This window comes from Actinomyces oricola (genome assembly GCF_004104015.1).
Classification (GTDB): domain Bacteria; phylum Actinomycetota; class Actinomycetes; order Actinomycetales; family Actinomycetaceae; genus Actinomyces; species Actinomyces oricola.
Genome location: NZ_RYFV01000014.1, coordinates 15,938 through 32,945, shown reverse-complemented (window position 1 = coordinate 32,945; position 17,008 = coordinate 15,938). Strand labels below are relative to the sequence as shown.

Below are 17,008 nucleotides of genomic sequence, written 5' to 3'. Positions count from 1 at the left end.
TTGTCAAGGACGTTGCACCTTCACCCAAACACTCGAGTTCAATGTGTGTTGGCGAACTCGCCCACACACATTGAACTCGGCGGGGTGCAGGCCGGGGACGGCCAGCCGGTCTCCCGTGGATCCGGTGCGGTGCCGGCCGGCGCGGGGCGGGCGGTCAGCGGCCCGCCCCTTGGGCCTCAGCGGGCAGCGACGACATTGACCTCAATGGGCGCCACGACATCGGCGTGCAGGCGCACGGAGGCGCTGTGACGGCCAATGGACTTAATTGGGGGAAGAACCTCAATCTTGCGGCGATCAATGGTAGGCCCACCGGCCTCCTTGACTGCGGCGGCAAGATCGGCGGTGGATACCGCGCCGAAGAGGCGGCCGTTGGCGCCGGCGGTGGCGGTAATGGTCACGACATTGTCAATGAGCCAGGCGCGAGCGGCCTGGGCCTGCTCCAAGGTCTCAATGGCCCGCTTGCGGCGGGCTTCGACCATCTGGTCGATCTGCCGCTGGGCGCCCTTGGTCCACGGGGTGGCGAGCTTGCGGGGCAGCAGGTAGTTGCGGGCGTACCCGTCCTTGACCTCGACAACCTCGCCGGCGGAGCCCAGGTTGCTCACGTCGTGGGTGAGGATGAGCTTAGTGGTCATCTCTGTGGCCTCCTTGTCAGCGAGCAGAGCTCGAGTAGGGCAGCAGGGCCATCTCGCGGGCGTTCTTGACGGCCTTGGCGATCTTGCGCTGCTCCTGCACGGAGACGCCGGTGACGCGGCGGGCGCGGATCTTGCCGCGGTCGGAGATGAACTTCCGCAGGGTCGCGGTGTCCTTGTAGTCAATGGCGCCGACCTTAATGGTCTTAACCGGGCCGACCTTCTTCTTGGGTTTACGAAGCTGGGGCTTCGCCATGGTGGTTCTCCTTGCTTGGAGCGCCCCGGGGGGAGCGGGCGCTCATACGAAATTGAGGTGAATGGGGGGCGGCAGCAGCCGCAGTATGCGGGCGGTGTGGATGCCGGGGGCTCAGCGCCGGTCCGCGGCTCGTCTCAGAATGGGGGCTCGTCTCCGAAGGAGGTGGAGCCGCCGGTGGCCCACGGGTCGTCGGCGGCGCCGCCGGCCGGGGCGTTGTAGCTGGGCTGACTGCCCTGGCCGCCCCCAGTGCCGCCGCCCTGGTAGCCGCCGCCGGTGTTACCGCCCTGGTAGCCTCCCTGGCCACCGGCGCCCCCACCGGAGCGGTTTCCACCCTGGTAGCCGCCGCCCTGCTGGTATCCGCCACCGGTGTTACCGCCGAAGCCGCCTTGGCCGCCGCGGGGGTTGCGGGTGACCTGGGCCTTGGCGTACCGCAGCGAAGGACCGATCTCATCGACCTGCATCTCCACCACAGTGCGGTTCTCACCCTCGCGGGTGGTGTAGGAACGTTGTGTCAAGCGGCCCTGGGCAATGACACGGGTGCCCTTGGTCAGGGACTCGGCCACGTTCTCCGCGGCGTCGCGCCAAATGGAACAGCGCATGAACAAGGTCTCCCCATCGCGCCACTCCTGTGCCTGACGGTCGAAGGTGCGCGGCGTCGAGGCGACAGTGAACGAGGCCACCGCCACCCCTGAGGGGGTGAAGCGCATCTCGGGGTCCGCAGTCAAGTTCCCAATGATCGTAATAACGGTGTCTCCGGCCATGACTGGTTTCTCCGTTCCCGGCCCGAATCTCAGGCCTCGGGGCGCAGCAGCTTGGTGCGCAAGACGGTCTCGTTGAGGCCGAGCTGACGGTCGAGCTCCTGAGCGATCTCAGGCGTCGTCGTCATGTCCACGACCACGTAGAAGCCCTCGGACTTCTTCTTAATATCGTAGGCCAGGCGGCGCTTGCCCCAAATATCGACCTTGTCGACAGTGCCTCCACTGCTGGGGACGACCTGCAGCAGCTTCTCAAGCGAGGGAGCGATGGTGCGCTCATCGGTCTCCGGGCTGAGAATGATCATGATTTCGTAGTGACGCATGCTTGGTACCCACCTCCTCTGGTCTGCGGCGGTCACGGTCGATCCGTGACAGGAGGGTGATGCGTGAGGTGCGCTCGCCCGGCGGGTGCCCGACGGCGCAACCGGCTCCCGACCCTACCTGAGAGACGCCGAACCTGAAAAGCAGGAGCATGCGCACTGCGGAGGTGCGCTCCGCCACGTCCCGCGCATTGAGCACGCCCCCACACGGCGCTCCTACGGCTGCGGCTCCGCGCCGCTCAGCCGCTCAATCGGGTCCCCACCGGACCCCACCGGCGAGATCACAGTCGCCCCGGGACGGGAAGCGGCTCGGCCGCCCCTTGAGCAACTCGAGTAATAGACGGCTCGGCGCCGGGGAGGCGCAATGCGCACCCTCCCGGCGCCGAGCCGCCCATATCGGGGAGCAGGCGGGAGTCTGGCAATCCCGCCTATTCTTTCTCTTCGTCGTCGGGCGGCCCGGATGTGACGGGAGTCTCCTGCTCCGGCGGCTCCTGCGGCGCCGGCGACTCGAAAGTCTGCTCGTACGTCGGCTCGTCGGACGGCTCGGGATTGACCCACTCAGTTGGCTCCTGTGTGGGCTCGAAGGTGGGTTCCGCGGTCTGCGGTGACGGTTCCGGGGCGCCGCCCAGGGATCCGGTGGTATAGGAGCGCTCCGAGCGCTCGGGGAAGTCCAGCACCGGCAGGCCTTCCAGGGCCACGGACATGTAGCTGTTGAAGATCTCCACCGGATAGGTGGAGCCGGTGATCTCTTCATAGTCGCCCCAGGGGGTGATGGATTCCTCCTCGCCGTTGGGCCCGGTTTGGAAGAGTGTGACCACCGTCGCCAATTGCGGAGTGAAACCGGCGAAATGGGCCGACTTATTGTCTGACGACGAGCCCGTCTTGCCCGCAATGGGCCGGCCCAGCTCCAGGGCGGCGGTCCCGGAGCCCTGGTTGACCACCTGCTGCATGGCGTAGGTGGCGTCGGCCATCACATCGTCGGCGAAAACCTTCTCCCCCGTGGTCGAGGCCTCGTGGACAACGGATCCGGCGGCATTGGTCACGGACGCCACAATGTGCGCCTCGTGACGAGTGCCCTGGGCGGAGAAGGTCGCATAGGCGGTGGCGATGTCTATCGTGTGCGGTGAGGCCGATCCGAGCACGTTCTGAACATAATTGTTCATGCCTATCGTGTCCTCGGGGTAGCCGGCGCGGATGGCGACCTCGTTGGTGACCTCCGGCCCCAGGTCCTGGTTGAGCTGAAGATAAACCGTATTGATCGAGTCCTGGGTGGCCTTGATCAGATTCGACCAGGGATAAGAAGTGCCCTGGAAGTTCTGGTAACTGGTCCCGTCAATGATCATCGGGGAATAACCGTTGTAGCCATTGGACAGGGTCGCCCCGTTCTCCAGGGCGCCAACGAGCGCGAAGGGCTTGTAGGTGGACCCCGCCTGAGCAACGGCGTCGGTGGCCGCGTTGACCTGATTGGAAAGATAATCGCTGCCCCCGTAGAGCGCCACGATCCCCCCGGTGGTGGAGTCCATGGACACCAGTGCGACGCGCAGATTCGGGGAATGCCCCTCCGGCAGGCTCTCAGCCGCCGCGACAGCGGCCTCCTGATCTTTTTGGACAATAGTTGTCACAATCTTGTAGCCGCCGGTGTCAATCTGCTCGGGCGTCAACCCGGCCTTGGCCTCCAACTCGGCGCGCACCATGCGCAGCAGGTACCCGTTGGGCCCCCCGTAGAGTTCATCGGTCTGGGTGGTGACGGTCTCCGGGTAGACGGCGGAATCATACTGTTCCTGGGTGATGTAGCCGTCGGTGAGCATGTACTCCATAACGCGCTGCCAGCGCTCCTGGGCCTTATCGGGGTTAATGGTGGGATCCCAGGCGCTGGGGGCCGGCAGGATCCCGGCCAGTAGCGCGGACTCCGAGACGGTCAGCTCGGCGGCGGGCTTGTCGAAGAAGGCCTGGGCGGCCGCCTCAATGCCATAGGCGCCGCGCCCGAAGTAGACGGTATTGAGGTAGGAGTCGAGGATCTGCTCCTTGGACTGGGAGCGATCGATCTTAATGGCCATAATGGCCTGTTGAAATTTGCCCGCGTAAGAACTCGTGGTGTCCACGTAGTAGTTCTTCACGTACTGCTGGGTGAGCGTGGAGGCTCCCTGGGTGGCTCCACCGGACAGGTTATTCCACAGGGCGCGAATAATACCCTTCGGGTCCACGCCCTGATTGGAGTAGAAAGTGCGGTCCTCAGAGGCGACAACGGCCTTGCCCACATAGTCGGGCAATCCACTGGTGTCAATAATAGTGCGGTCGATTTCGGCGAACTCACCCATTTTGGTGGTGCCGTCGGCGTAGTAGACGGTGGTGGTCTGGGCCTGGGCGAACTCGCTGGGCGAGGGCACGTCCACCATTGAGTAGGCGACGACGAAGCCGCCGACGGCGAGGCACACCAAGAGCAGGAAGGAGCCCAGGATGAAGCGCCAGCTGGGGAGCCAGCGCATGATCGACCCCTTGCCCGCCCGCGGATAGTTGAAGAAGCGCCGTCTGCGGGCACCGTCCTGCGCCGATCCCCGGGGGCCCTTGGGGCGCCCAGCCCCCCTGCCCGCCGGCCTTCGTTCGTTCACCGCCCGGTTGAGCTTCGTGCCTTTGGGCCGGGCGCCACCCCCATTCGCAGTGTTTGCCACGCATTCCTCGTTTCTGTGGACGAGCCGACGACGTGCTGCCGCCGTGGTCTGCCTCCAGTATGGCCGCCAGGCCCACCTGTGAACAGTTGGAGGACCCTGTGATCCGTCCAGCCACCCCGGACACGGACTTAAGACCCAGACGTCAGACGTCTTGGGATTGCCCAGCTCGGCCGCGGTGAACTCGGACGAAAGTCCCTAATCACTAATAGCGAGCACATGTGTCACACGTCACATATACTGTGCGTTATTGCACTCTCGCACCGTTTGAAAGCACCTCCACCATGCTTATTGCGCTCCAGGTCATCATTATCCTCACCTGCCTCGTCATCGGTGCTCACCGTGGCGGCATGGCCCTCGGTTTGATTGCTGGGGTCGGGCTCCTCATCCTCGTCTTCGCCTTCCGGCTCGAGCCCGGCAGTCCACCGGTGTCGGTCATCCTCACCATCCTGGCGGTGATTGGCTGCGCCGCCACCCCGAGCAGATCACCATCCTGGGACCGCTGACCACATGGACCCTGACGGTCCTGTGCGGCACCGGGCACGTGGTCTACACCATGCTGCCAATCATTGCCGATATCTCCATTAAGAAGAACATTCGCCCTGAGCGGCCCATGGCCGCCTCTTCGGTGGCCGCCCAAATGGCCGTGACCGCCTCGCCGGTGTCGGTGGCCACCGTCTCGGTGGTTTCCATTATCGCTGATAATACTGATAAGGACTGGTCCGTCCCCCAGATTCTCATGATCTCCCTGCCCGCCTCCCTGTGCGGTGTCCTCATGTCGGCCCTGTGGTCCATGCGCCGCGGCAAGGAGCTCGACGACGACCCCGAGTTCCAGGAGCGCCTGAAGAACCCCGATTTCAAGGCCGCCGTCTACGCCGGCTCAGAGTCCCTGATCGGCAAGCGCTTTGAACCCGGGGCCTACCGCGCCACCGGAATATTCCTGGGCGCCATTGCCGTCGTCGTCCTCCTGGGGGCCTTCCCCGTCCTGCGCCCCTTCTTCCCCACCGGGGAAGAGGGCGCACTGGAGCCGCTGAGCATGAACCTGGTCATCCAGATGGTCATGCTGGCGGCCGGCGCCATTATCCTCATGACCTGCAATGTCAATGCCTCCAAGATCGCCAACACCACCGTCTTCAAGTCCGGCGCCACCGCCATGTTCTCCATCTTCGGCGTGGCCTGGATGACTGAGACCGTGGTCGGCGCCCACCTGGAGTCCCTGGAGCACTCCCTGCAAGGGGTCCTGGCCGAGCACGTGTGGATGTACGCCATTGTCCTGTTCATCATTGGCAAACTGGTCAACTCCCAGGCGGCCGGCCTCCTGGTGGTGGCGCCCATGGCCCTCCAACTCGGCGTGGACCCGGTGGTCATTGTCGGTTTCATTGGCGCCTCCTACGGCTACTTCATTCTGCCGACCTACCCCTCGGACCTGGCGGCCATTGGCTTCGACCCCACGGGGACCACTCACATTGGCAAGTACGTGATCAACCACTCCTTCCTGGTACCGGGCCTCATTGGGGTCGCCGTTTCCTGCCTGGTGGGCACGGGCCTGTCCCGCCTCATCCTGGCGTGACCTCCCCGGGCCCGACGGGCTCGATCACCGGCGGAAGCCGCCCGCGGCGAAGCACAGAACCTCACCCCGGGGGCACGGGGGAGTTCTCCCCTCCTCATCCGGTAACGTCCTGTAACAGAAGTCATGGTCCCGTTAGTCGCATCCTGATGGGATTGGACCATGATCGTTCCCAACGCCCACTGCCGCGCCGCCGGCGATATTGCCGCCGAACTCGGCACGGACAGCGCTATCGGCCTCAGTTCGGCTGAGGCTGCGCGGCTGCTTGAGGCCCACGGCCCCAATGAACTGCCGAGCACCCCGCCGGTGCCCGCCTGGAAGCGCTTCCTGGCCCAGTTCAATGACCCGCTGGTCTACCTGCTGCTCCTGGCGATCGTTATCTCCACCATCGCCTGGGTGCTCGAGGGGGCCCACAGCGTGCCGGTGGACTCCCTGGTCATTCTGGCGGTGGTCACGCTCAACGCGGTCCTCGGCTTCGTCCAGGAGAGCAAGGCGGCCGACGCCGTGGCCGCCCTGTCGGCCATGACCGAGGCGACCTCGACCGTGCTGCGCGAGGGCAACCGGGTGGTCGTGCCCTCGGCGGACCTGGTCGTGGGCGACATCCTTATCCTGGGCGAGGGCGACCAGGTGGGCGCCGATGCGCGCCTGCTCTCCGCTGCGGCCCTGCGCGTGGTCGAGTCCTCGCTCACCGGTGAGGCCGACGCCGTGGTCAAGACCCCCGAGCCCGTCGCCGAGAACACCGACCTGGCCGAGCGCACCTCCATGGTCTACCGCGGCACCTCCGTGGCCCAGGGCACCGGCCGGGCGGTGGTCGTGGCCACGGGCGCGGACACCGAGATGGGCGCCATTGCCAGAATGCTGGACTCCGTGGAGGAGGAAGACACCCCTTTGCAGAAGGAGATCCACGCAATCTCCAAGATGCTCGGCGTCATTGTCGTCGTTATTGCCGTGGTCGTGGTGGGCACGCTGCTGCTCATGGCCGACTCGCGTAACGCCGACACCATTATCCACGCCCTGCTCCTGGGGGTGTCCCTGGCGGTGGCCGCCGTCCCCGAGGGACTGCCGGCGATCCTGTCGGTGGTCCTGGCCCTGGGGGTGCAGCGCATGGCCCTGCACAAGGCCGTGGTCAAGAAACTCACCTCCGTGGAGACCCTGGGCTCGGCATCCGTCATCTGCTCGGACAAGACCGGCACCCTCACCCGCTCGGAGATGACCATTCAGGAGGTTGTCACCGCCGCGGGAACCACCGTTGTGACCGGAATCGGCTACCGGCCCGAGGGGGATGTGGCCCCCGACGCCGACCGCGACGGCAAGCCCGACGCCGAGCCCCTGATCGGTTCCCTGCGCGACGAGGTCACGGTGGTTCTCTCCGGCGGGGCCATGGCCTCCGACGCCGAGTTGACCGTCGACGACGGCGTGTGGAACGTCGTGGGCGACCCCACTGAGGGGGCCTTCCTCGTTGCCGAGCGCAAGCTGGGAACCGAGGGCTCCCGCGAGGGCCGTTTCGAGCGGGTCGGCGAGGTGCCCTTCACCAGTGAGCGCAAGCTCATGAGCGTGCTGTACACCGACGCCAAGCACGGCACCACCATCCTCGTGGCCAAGGGCGCCCCCGATGTTCTCATTGAGCGCTGCACCCAGGTGCGCGAGGGCGACGCCGTCGTCGGTTCCGCCTCCAATGGCGTCGATCACGCCACCGGGCATGCCGAGCCGCTGACTGAGGAGGTCCGCGCCTCCTTCACCGGGCACATCGCCGACATGTCCGGTCGGGCGCTGCGCACCCTGGGGGTGGGCTACCGGGCCCTGAGCCCGGAGGAGGCCCGTCAGGTCGCCGAAGGGCACGGCGCGGACGCCGACCTGTCCTACCTGGAGAAGGATCTCGTGCTCGCCGGCGTTGTCGGCATTATTGACCCGCCCCGCCCCGAGGCCGCCACCGCCGTGGCCGAAGCGCACCGGGCCGGCATCCGGGTGCTCATGATCACCGGCGACCACCCCGCCACCGCGGGTCGTATTGCCGCCGACCTGGGCATTGCCGAGCGCGGCGCCCGCGTGCTCACCGGTCGTCAACTCACCGAGATGGATGACGGCGCCCTGCGCGAGGCCGTGGCCGCCACCAGCGTCTACGCGCGCGTGGCCCCCGAGCACAAGATGCGCATTGTGGACGCCTTGAAGTCCCAGGGCCACACGGTGTCCATGACCGGCGACGGCGTCAACGACGCCCCGGCCCTGCGCGCCGCCGACATTGGCGTGGCCATGGGTATTACCGGCACCCAGGTGACCAAGGAGGCCGCCACCATGGTGCTGGCCGACGACAACTTCGCCACCATTGTGGACGCCGTGCGCGAGGGCCGGCGCATCTTCGACAACATTAAGAAGTTCCTGCGCTTCCTGCTGTCGTCCAATATGGGCGAGGTCCTCACCGTCTTCGGCGGCGTCGTGCTGGCCGGCGCCATTGGCCTGTCGGGGCACTCCGAGACCGGTGTGGTGCTGCCGCTCCTGGCTACCCAGATCCTGTGGATCAACCTCATCACCGACTCCGGGCCCGCCCTGGCCATGGGCGTGGACCCGAGCGTGGAGGACGTTATGGCCCGCCCGCCGCGCAAGCCCGAGGACCGGGTGGTCGACAGCGCCATGTGGGGCGGAGTGCTCCTCATTGGCGCGGTCATGGCCATAGCCACACTGGGAACGCTGGACATCTTCCTGCCCGGCGGTCTGATCGACATTGCTCATGTCTCCGTCGATGGCCTGGACACCGCCCGCACCGCGGCCTTCACCACACTGGTCTTCGCCCAGCTGTTCAACACCCTCAACTCCCGCTCCGAGACCGTGAGCGCTTTCAATCACCTCTTCGTCAACAGGTGGCTGTGGGGGTCGATCGGCCTGGCGGTAGTACTCCAGGTGGCGGTGGTGGAGGCGCCCTTCCTCCAGGCCGCTTTCTCCACCAAGCCGCTGGACGTGACCCACTGGGCGATTGTGGTGGCCATGTCCTCCCTGGTCCTGTGGGTCGACGAGATCCGCAAGCTGATAAGGCGCGCCCGCCGCTGAGGGCACTGAGGGCCGCGCGGGCCGGTCACGCCCCTGGTCGTCAGCGCCGGCCGATCGCCCGGCGCGCCATGAGCCGGTGCTGACGACGGCGCACCCCGAACGTTCACACCGGGCCCGTGCGCGCGAGCGCTCGCATGGGCCATCACCAGCGTTTGGCGGTGGGGTGCACGCCGACGGCGGCCAGCTCGCGAGCCATGCCGGGCGCACCTTCGCGCAGGACGTCCGTCCACGTCCACCGGGCGATGTGCAGACCGGCGCGGCGCAGGCTGCGCTCTCGGTCGCGCCCGGCCTTGGCGGCCTCCTCCAAGGCGGCCCCGCTGCCACGGTAGGTAGTCGCGTCGTCGTACTCGCCAACGGCCTCGAACTGGGGCCAGAAGAAGGTGAGGCGGTAGGTGTGCTCATCAATGGCCATGCTGTGATGAAGTGTCGGCTTGGGCAGGCCCAGTTCCCACATGCGCACCCGCGATAAGGATTCTCCTGGGGACGTCGATCGCCCGTCGGCCAGGCGGCAGGCCGTGCGCGCCGCGACAATACCGCGGGCCGGGGAGGGAATCGCTTCAATCTCGGCCCGGAGCTCGGCGCGAGTGCAGCGCCGCTCGGCCAGGGCCGCGTCCATGGCGCACACGCCTTGAGCCAGCCCGCCCCACCGCGCCAGGTCGACGCAGGTGGTGGGCACGGTGGTCGCGTTAATCCGGCCGACGAGGCCGATCTGCTGGGGGTGAAGCGCCCGACCGCGGCGCTGCAGCAGTGATGTCCGGGGCCGTTGCCCCTCCCCGCCCAGGCACTGCACGAGGCGTGGGATTCGACCAACCACGGGTAAGCCATGGCACAGTGCCGCGGAGGCCCCGAGCAGCACCAGCTGCTGGCCGTACTTGGCGAACGCGGCATCAATGAGCGCGAGATGACGCTCCTCGGCCGACCCCTGGGCCCAGGCCCGACTGGGCGCGTAGGCGCCTGAGGCGATGCGCAGCAGGGATTGGTCCCGGTCGGGGCGGCGATCGCCGGACTCGGCCCGCTGCTGGGCGAGAATCGGAACGATTGGGGAGGCGGGAAGATCACGGGAGTCTGGGGTCGTGTGGGACATGGCACGACCTTCGGGCACGCCGTGACGCCAGTGCATCCGTGTCCTTCGAGCCCTGTGGATAACGAGCGCGCAGCAGCGCCGGTGGTGACTGGGCCTCGAACACCTGTGTGCTGTCGCTCTCATGGCATCCCCACCTACCAGCAACATTCAACCTGGCATTCTGGGTTGAGATAGGCGCCGTCGTCGTCAGTCCCGTCCCAGCACGCAGGATCGGCCGGGGTGGGGGCACGATACCCCCACCGGGAGCAACCGCGGGTCCACAGTTCGAGGCCGGACTGTGAATAACATACCTGTAGTTCGTCCACAGTTGTGGACTCGTCTGTGGAAACACAGCGGTGTAGTTTTCCACAGCAGTGTGCACAGGTGGGGAGAAGACTGGTCGCGGCGGCCACAGCGACTCCACCTGCGGCCTGCACACCTGGGGGAAAACAGGTTTTCCACAGATGTGGACAAACCTGTGACTTTTCCGTGATCACTACAACATTTCAGCGGAGAGAGATTCATAGATGTTTATCACGGTTTGGGCCGGTCAAGCCGCCCGCCTCCCTGTTCCCACAGGCCTGCGCCCCCGACAGGGCCCGTGAAGGCCCCGGCGTTCTGCGTTCCCTCATCCACCGCCCGTGAGCCCGCCGTGATCAAGTCACTATAAACAGGTGACCCCGTTGAGTCGGGGTGGCGTCATAGTGGGCGGGCACGGGGCGGCGCTCAGCCCCGGGGACGACCGACAACGCCGTCCGCGTCTTACCGGATTCATTCACGATAACCATTAGCGGGGCGGCCCAGGGCATAAAGAACGGGAACACCCGATATCCTCCACTATCGCATGTTCCCGTAAAGCGCTTTGAGTGGAGCCAACGGGACTCGAACCCGTAACCCCCTGCTTGCAAAGCAGGTGCGCTACCAATTGCGCCATGGCCCCGTGCGATGGTCTCCCATCAGTCGACCGGGTCTGTGACCTCGGCCCATGCCGTCCGCTGTTGGCGGGCCGCCTCGATCCTGAGCCAGGCGGAGTAGCTCACCACGCCCAGGAACAGGAAAACCGCGGCTGCGACGATTATCCGGCTCCTCATGGATCCCCCTCATCGTTCCACCGCGGGTGGTGGGCCTAGCTGGACTCGAACCAGCGACCTCATCCTTATCAGGGATGCGCTCTAACCAACTGAGCTATAGGCCCGCGCGACCGGAAAAGGTTAACCCGTCCGGTCCCGGGCGGCCAAATCAGATCACTCGTCCGCCAGTGTGAGATGGACCCCACCGACCAGGGTGGCGGTCACGTTGTAGAGGAACGCCCCGATCGTGGCCAGGGCCGTCGTCAAAATAAGGTTGACGACCGCAATGACAATGGCGATTGAGAAGGCGCGGGAGAACTTCATGTACTCCAGCAGGGCGGTGTAGGCGTTGGAGTCGGAGTCCATGACCGTGATGGCGAGCTCCTGGATGGTGGAGAACACCTTCATGGAGTCCAGCATGAACCACACCACGGAGGCGGCCACCACCATCATAATGCCCACGGCCACGCTGAGGAGGAAGGACACCTTCATGACCGACCAGGGGTCGATGCGGGTCAGGGACAGGCGCACGCGACGCGGTCCGGCGATGGTCTTCTTCTTTTTCTTTTTCTTCTCCCGCCCCTGGCCACCGCCCGGCGCGCCCTCGGCCATGGCAGGAGCGGCCCCCGCGGGCACTGGCTGCGGCCCCATGGCCTGGGTGCTGAAGTCCGGCATTGCGGACTGCGGCCCCTGGGCCGCGGGGTTGGTGGACTCCGGCTCGCTCATGCGTCGACCTCACTCTCGTTCTCACTCAACGCTACCGTGTCGGGCGCCTGCGCCGCAGGCGGTGGCGCACCGTCCTGGGCGGTGTCGGTGCTCGCCGCCTCCGCTGCCCCGGCGCTCGAGGCCCCGGCCGGCTCATCACCGTCGAGTTCGCGCTCGGTGTTGCGGGCCACCGCCAGGATGCGGTCGCCATCGTCGGGCTTGGCGAAGGTGACGCCCTGGGTTGTGCGCCCGGTGCGCGGGACCTCGACGACGGCGGAACGCACCACCTTGCCGGAGGCCATAATGCACATGACCTCGTCGCTGGGGGCGGTCACGAGGGCGCCCACCAGGTTCCCGCGCTCCTGAACCAGGTTGGCGACCTTGACTCCCAGCCCGCCCCGGCCCTTGACCGGGTAGTCGGCCACGGCGGTGCGCTTGGCGAAACCCCCCTCGGTGACCACGAAAAGGTCGCCGTCCTGCCAGGTGGGGTCGACCACGTCCATGGCCAGCAGGTAGTCCCCGGCGCGGAAGCGCATGCCGGTCACCCCGCTGGTGGCGCGCCCCGTGGGCCGCAATGTGGCGTCGTCGGCGTGGAAACGCAGGGACTGCCCGCCGCGGGAGACGAGAAGAAGGTCCTGGCCCTCACTGAGCAGGGCGGCGCAAACCAGCTCGTCGGCGTTGCCCTGGTGGTCCTCGCGCAGATTAATGGCGATGACGCCGCCGGAACGGTTGGAGTCGTACTCCGACAGGCGGGTCTTCTTCACCAGGCCACGGCGGGTGGCCAGCACCAGGTAGTCGGCCTGGCCGTAGTCGGCCAGCTCCATGACCTGGGCGATCTCCTCACCGGGCTGGAAGGCGAGCAGGTTGGCCACGTGCTGGCCCTTGGAATCCCGGCCGCCCTCGGGCAGCTCATAGGCCTTGACCCGGTAGACGCGGCCGAGGTTGGTGAAGAAGAGCAGCCAGTGGTGGGTGGTGGTGACGAAGAAGTGGTCGACGACATCATCCTCACGCAAGGCGGCCCCCTTGACGCCCTTGCCGCCACGGTGCTGGGAGCGGTAGGCGTCGGCGCGGGTGCGCTTGGCGTAGCCGGAGCGGGTGATGGTGACCACGACCTCCTCTTCGGGGATGAGGTCCTCCATGCTCATCTCCCCATTGAAGGGGACGATGCGGGTGCGCCGCTCGTCGCCGTACTTGTCCACGATCTCGGCCAGTTCGGTGGAGACAATGCTCCTCTGCCGCTCGGGGGAGGCGATAATGTCGCGCAGGTCGGCGACCCTGGCCTGCAGATCCTCAGCCTCCTGCTGGATCTTCAGGCGCTCCAGGGCGGCCAGGCGCCGCAGTTGCAGGGAGAGGATCGCCTCGGCCTGAACCTCGTCGACGCCGAGCAGCCCCATGAGGCCGCTGCGCGCCTCCTCGGTGGTGGGCGAGCGGCGGATGAGGGTGATGACGGCGTCCAGGGCGTCAATGGCCGCCAGCAGACCCTCCAGGATGTGCAGGCGCTCCTCGGCCTTGCGCAACCGGTAGCGTGAGCGGCGAACGATGACCTCGATCTGGTGGTCCACCCAGTGGCGCACAAAGCCGTCCAGGCTCAGGGTGCGCGGCACGCCGTCGACCAGGGCCAGCATATTGGCCGGGAAGTTGTCCTGGAGCTGGGTGCGCTTGTAGAGGTTGTTGAGCACCACCTTGGCCACGGCGTCGCGCTTGAGGACGATCACCAGGCGCTGGCCGGTGCGGCCACTGGTCTCATCGCGAATGTCGGCAATACCGCCGACCTGCCCGTCGCGCACCAGCTGGGCGATCTTGTCCGCGAGGTTGTCGGGGTTGACCTGGTAGGGCAGCTCGGTCACCACCAGGCACTGGCGCCCATGGATCTCCTCAACATTGACCACGGCCCGCTGGGTGATCGAGCCGCGCCCGGTGCGATAGGCGTCTTCAATGCCGCGCCTGCCCAGGATGGTGGCGCCGGTGGGGAAGTCCGGGCCCGGGACGCGCTCAATGAGGGCCTCCAGGAGCTCCTCACGGCTGGCCGTGGGGTGGTCGAGGAACCACTGGACGCCGCTGGCCACCTCGCGCAGGTTGTGCGGGGGGATGCGGGTGGCCATGCCCACCGCAATGCCCTCCGAGCCATTGACCAGGAGGTTGGGGAAGCGGGCCGGCAGGATGGTCGGCTCCTGGTTCTTCCCGTCGTAGTTGTCCTGGAAGTCGACGCTGTCCTCGTCAATGTCGCGCACCATCTCCATGGCCAGCGGCGCCATTTTGCACTCGGTGTACCGTGGGGCGGCCGGCCCCAGGTTGCCGGGGGTACCGAAGTTGCCCTGCCCGGCCACCAGCGGGTAGCGCAGCGACCACCACTGCACCAGGCGGGCCAGGGCGTCGTAGATGGCGGCGTCGCCGTGGGGATGGTAGTTGCCCATGACCTCGCCGACGACGCGCGAGGACTTCGAGAAGGAGGCGCTGGGGCGGTAGCCGCCGTCGTACATGGCGTACAGGACGCGACGATGAACCGGTTTGAGGCCGTCGCGAACGTCCGGCAGGGCGCGGCCCACAATGACGCTCATGGCGTAGTCGAGGTAGGAGCGCTGCATCTCCATCTGCAGGTCGACCGGCTGGATGCGGTCGCGCTCTCGCTCCTGGGACGGGGTCTGCGTGGTCTGATCGCTCACAGGGTTCCTTGTCGCTTCGTGTCAGATGGGGCGCGCGGCGCCCGGGCTGGAGCGGTGGCCTCAGATGTCCAGGAAGCGGACATCTGCGGCGTTGCGCTGGATGAAAGAACGGCGCTGCTCGACGTCGTCGCCCATGAGGATGGCGAAGGTCTCGTCGGCGTCCGCGGCCTCGTCGAGGGTGACCTGCTTGAGGATGCGCTGAGAGGGGTCCATGGTGGTCTCCCACAGCTCGTGGTCATTCATCTCGCCCAGGCCCTTGTAGCGCTGGATGCCGCCCTCCTTGGGCAGGCGCCGCCCGGCTCGGGAGCCGGCGGCGAGCAGACGATCGCGCTCGGCGTCGGAATAGGCGAACTCGTGATCGGCGTTCGACCATTTCAGGCGGTAGAGGGGGGGCATCGCGATATAGGCGTGCCCGTGCTCGATAATGGGCCGCATATAGCGGAAAAGGAGCGTGAGCAGCAAGGTGGCGATGTGCTGGCCGTCGACGTCGGCGTCGGCCATAATGACGATCTTGCCGTAGCGCAGCTTGGTGATGTCGAATTCCTCGCCGATGCCGGTGCCGAAGGCGGTGATCAGGGAGCGGATGGTATCGCTGGACAGGGCCCGGTCCAGTCGGGCCTTCTCCACATTGAGGATCTTGCCGCGGATGGGCATGATCGCCTGGTGCTCGGGGTCGCGCCCGCCCACGGCCGAGCCCCCGGCGGAGTCGCCCTCAACAATGAAGATCTCGCAACTGGCGACGTCCCGGGAGGAGCAGTCGCGCAGTTTGCCGGGCATGGAGGCGGATTCCAGCACCCCTTTGCGGCGGGTGGCCTCGCGGGCCTTGCGGGCGGCCAGGCGGGCGGCCGCGGCCTGGGAGGCCTTGGTAATGACGGCCTTAGCGTCGGCGGGGTGGGAGTCGAGCCAGTCGCCGAGCCGGGAGTAGACGGTCTGCTGCACGAAGGTGCGCGCCTCGGTGTTGCCGAGTTTGGTCTTGGTTTGCCCCTCGAACTGGGGTTCGGAGAGTTTGACCGAAATGACGGCGGTCAGGCCCTCGCGAATATCGTCACCGGTGAGGTTGTCGTCCTTGTCCTTCAGCAGGCCCTTCTCGCGGGCGTACTTATTGACCAGGGTGGTCAGGGCGATGCGGAATCCCTCCTCGTGGGATCCGCCCTCGGTGGTGTTAATGGTGTTGGCGTAGGTGTGCACCGACTCGGAATAGGCGCTCGTCCACTGCATGGCGATCTCAAGGCTAATGCCGCGGGTCTCGTCGAGCGCCTGCTCGGCCTCGAAGTCAATGATCTGGGGATGAATGAGATCGACCTTCTTGGAGCGGTTGAGGAAGGCGACATAGTCGCGCAGGCCGTGCTCATAGCAGTAGGACACCACCCGCCGCCCCGGCACTGGATCGTCGGCCGGCCCCATCTCGTCGCCGGTGATCTCATCGCCGTCGTCGGTGACCCCGGCGCGCTCGTCGATCAGGGTAATGCGCAGGCCCTTGTTGAGGAAGGCCATCTGCTGGAAGCGCCGGCGCAGCGTTTCGTAGTCGAAGACCGTGCTCTCGAAGATCTCGGGGTCGGGGTAGAAGGTCTGGACGGTGCCGGTGGCCTGGGTCTCCTCGCCCATGACCAGCTCGGTCAGCGGTCGGCCCCCGTGACCGAAGGACATGCGCCACACCCGGCCCTGGCGGCGCACCTCGGTGTCCACGCGGGTGGACAGGGCGTTGACCACGGAGATGCCCACCCCGTGCAAACCGCCCGAGACGGCGTAGCCGCCACCGCCGAACTTACCGCCGGCGTGGAGGATGGTCATCACCACCTCGACGGTGGGCCGGTGCTCGGTGGGGTGCTCATCGACGGGGATGCCACGGCCGTTGTCCTCCACGCGCACGCCGCCATCAGTTAAGAGGGTGATCTCAATGTGGTCGCAGAATCCGGCCAGGGCCTCGTCCACGGAGTTGTCGACGACCTCGTAGACCAGGTGGTGCAGGCCGCGTTCCCCGGTGGAGCCGATATACATGCCGGGGCGCTTGCGCACCGCCTCCAGTCCCTCCAGGACGGTAATGTCGCTGGCGCCGTAGTCGCCGGGGGGCGTGGGGGCCGATGGTGGCGCGGTCCTGTTGCTGGGGACCGGGCCAGTGGTCATGGCAGCGTCCTGGTCAGACACGTGTTGGTTGCTCCTCGTTCTGTGCGCCCCCCGTGCCGGGGTGGTCGCCGCGCGGGCACAGTGGCCCAGTGGGGCGCCTGTCACCCCGGATCCACCTGAGGACCCTTGGCAGGGGCGTCCTGGGGCG

11 protein-coding genes, 2 tRNA genes and 1 pseudogene are annotated in these 17,008 nt (G+C 66.7%); 2 read left to right on the top strand and 12 right to left on the bottom strand.

The genetic code is table 11. The annotated features are described in order from the left end of the window. Positions 1-176 precede the first annotated feature (176 nt). The 5 genes from rplI to EUC46_RS07030 form a co-directional block, all read right to left on the bottom strand. On the bottom strand, positions 177-632 hold the full coding sequence (gene rplI / locus EUC46_RS07050) for a 50S ribosomal protein L9 (protein ID WP_128773474.1): 456 nt from the start codon (positions 630-632) through the stop codon (positions 177-179). A 16-nt stretch (positions 633-648) separates the two neighbouring features. Next, a complete protein-coding gene (gene rpsR / locus EUC46_RS07045) occupies positions 649-885 on the bottom strand; it encodes a 30S ribosomal protein S18 (RefSeq protein WP_128773473.1) in 237 nt (78 codons plus the stop codon). Between the two features lie 134 nt (positions 886-1,019). Next, entirely contained in the window at positions 1,020-1,646 is a 627-nt protein-coding gene (locus EUC46_RS07040) for a single-stranded DNA-binding protein (RefSeq protein ID WP_128773472.1), read from the bottom strand. Between the two features lie 29 nt (positions 1,647-1,675). Continuing rightward, positions 1,676-1,963 carry a 30S ribosomal protein S6 gene (rpsF, locus tag EUC46_RS07035; protein ID WP_128773471.1) on the bottom strand — a complete coding sequence of 96 codons (288 nt, stop codon included), beginning with the start codon at positions 1,961-1,963 and terminating at the stop codon, positions 1,676-1,678. A gap of 425 nt (positions 1,964-2,388) precedes the next feature. Continuing rightward, positions 2,389-4,446, bottom strand: a complete 2,058-nt coding sequence (locus EUC46_RS07030) for a transglycosylase domain-containing protein (protein ID WP_421701462.1) — start codon at positions 4,444-4,446, stop codon at positions 2,389-2,391. 464 nt (positions 4,447-4,910) lie between these two features. Here EUC46_RS07030 and EUC46_RS07025 point away from each other — a divergent pair. Together EUC46_RS07025 and EUC46_RS07020 are read left to right on the top strand one after the other, a co-directional pair. Continuing rightward, positions 4,911-6,196: pseudogene (locus EUC46_RS07025) on the top strand (anaerobic C4-dicarboxylate transporter). Between the two features lie 159 nt (positions 6,197-6,355). Then, positions 6,356-9,235, top strand: a complete 2,880-nt coding sequence (locus tag EUC46_RS07020; protein ID WP_128773469.1) for a cation-translocating P-type ATPase — start codon at positions 6,356-6,358, stop codon at positions 9,233-9,235. Between the two features lie 142 nt (positions 9,236-9,377). Here EUC46_RS07020 and EUC46_RS07015 read toward each other — a convergent pair whose 3' ends face one another. The 7 genes from EUC46_RS07015 to gyrB all read right to left on the bottom strand — a co-directional run bounded on the left by EUC46_RS07015 (position 9,378) and on the right by gyrB (position 16,860). Continuing rightward, complete coding sequence (locus EUC46_RS07015; RefSeq protein ID WP_241655456.1) at positions 9,378-10,319, bottom strand: hypothetical protein; 942 nt, start codon at positions 10,317-10,319, stop codon at positions 9,378-9,380. Positions 10,320-11,165: 846 nt separating this feature from the next. Beyond that, a tRNA-Ala gene (locus EUC46_RS07010) sits at positions 11,166-11,238 on the bottom strand. Between the two features lie 16 nt (positions 11,239-11,254). Beyond that, complete coding sequence (locus EUC46_RS13305; RefSeq protein WP_277750484.1) at positions 11,255-11,389, bottom strand: hypothetical protein; 135 nt, start codon at positions 11,387-11,389, stop codon at positions 11,255-11,257. Between the two features lie 27 nt (positions 11,390-11,416). Then, positions 11,417-11,493: transfer RNA gene (locus EUC46_RS07005), tRNA-Ile, on the bottom strand. A gap of 49 nt (positions 11,494-11,542) precedes the next feature. Next, on the bottom strand, positions 11,543-12,094 hold the full coding sequence (locus tag EUC46_RS07000) for a DUF3566 domain-containing protein (RefSeq protein ID WP_128773468.1): 552 nt from the start codon (positions 12,092-12,094) through the stop codon (positions 11,543-11,545). Beyond that, the gene (gene gyrA / locus EUC46_RS06995; RefSeq protein ID WP_128773467.1) at positions 12,091-14,736 is read right to left on the bottom strand and encodes a DNA gyrase subunit A; all 2,646 of its coding nucleotides are present in this window, start codon (positions 14,734-14,736) and stop codon (positions 12,091-12,093) included. Before gyrA ends, EUC46_RS07000 begins: the two co-directional genes overlap by 4 nt. 60 nt (positions 14,737-14,796) lie before the next feature. Continuing rightward, complete coding sequence (gene gyrB / locus EUC46_RS06990) at positions 14,797-16,860, bottom strand: DNA topoisomerase (ATP-hydrolyzing) subunit B (protein WP_128773509.1); 2,064 nt, start codon at positions 16,858-16,860, stop codon at positions 14,797-14,799. Positions 16,861-17,008 lie beyond the last annotated feature (148 nt).

What these genes read in the sequence shown, in the direction of transcription:
- rplI (WP_128773474.1), bottom strand. Translation starts at nt 632, where the DNA reads ATGACCACTAAGCTCATCCTCACCCACGACGTGAGCAACCTGGGCTCC.
- rpsR (WP_128773473.1), bottom strand. Translation starts at nt 885, where the DNA reads ATGGCGAAGCCCCAGCTTCGTAAACCCAAGAAGAAGGTCGGCCCGGTT.
- EUC46_RS07040 (WP_128773472.1), bottom strand. Translation starts at nt 1,646, where the DNA reads ATGGCCGGAGACACCGTTATTACGATCATTGGGAACTTGACTGCGGAC.
- rpsF (WP_128773471.1), bottom strand. Translation starts at nt 1,963, where the DNA reads ATGCGTCACTACGAAATCATGATCATTCTCAGCCCGGAGACCGATGAG.
- EUC46_RS07030 (WP_421701462.1), bottom strand. Translation starts at nt 4,446, where the DNA reads ATGCGCTGGCTCCCCAGCTGGCGCTTCATCCTGGGCTCCTTCCTGCTC.
- EUC46_RS07020 (WP_128773469.1), top strand. Translation starts at nt 6,356, where the DNA reads ATGATCGTTCCCAACGCCCACTGCCGCGCCGCCGGCGATATTGCCGCC.
- EUC46_RS07015 (WP_241655456.1), bottom strand. Translation starts at nt 10,319, where the DNA reads ATGTCCCACACGACCCCAGACTCCCGTGATCTTCCCGCCTCCCCAATC.
- EUC46_RS13305 (WP_277750484.1), bottom strand. Translation starts at nt 11,389, where the DNA reads ATGAGGAGCCGGATAATCGTCGCAGCCGCGGTTTTCCTGTTCCTGGGC.
- EUC46_RS07000 (WP_128773468.1), bottom strand. Translation starts at nt 12,094, where the DNA reads ATGAGCGAGCCGGAGTCCACCAACCCCGCGGCCCAGGGGCCGCAGTCC.
- gyrB (WP_128773509.1), bottom strand. Translation starts at nt 16,860, where the DNA reads ATGACCACTGGCCCGGTCCCCAGCAACAGGACCGCGCCACCATCGGCC.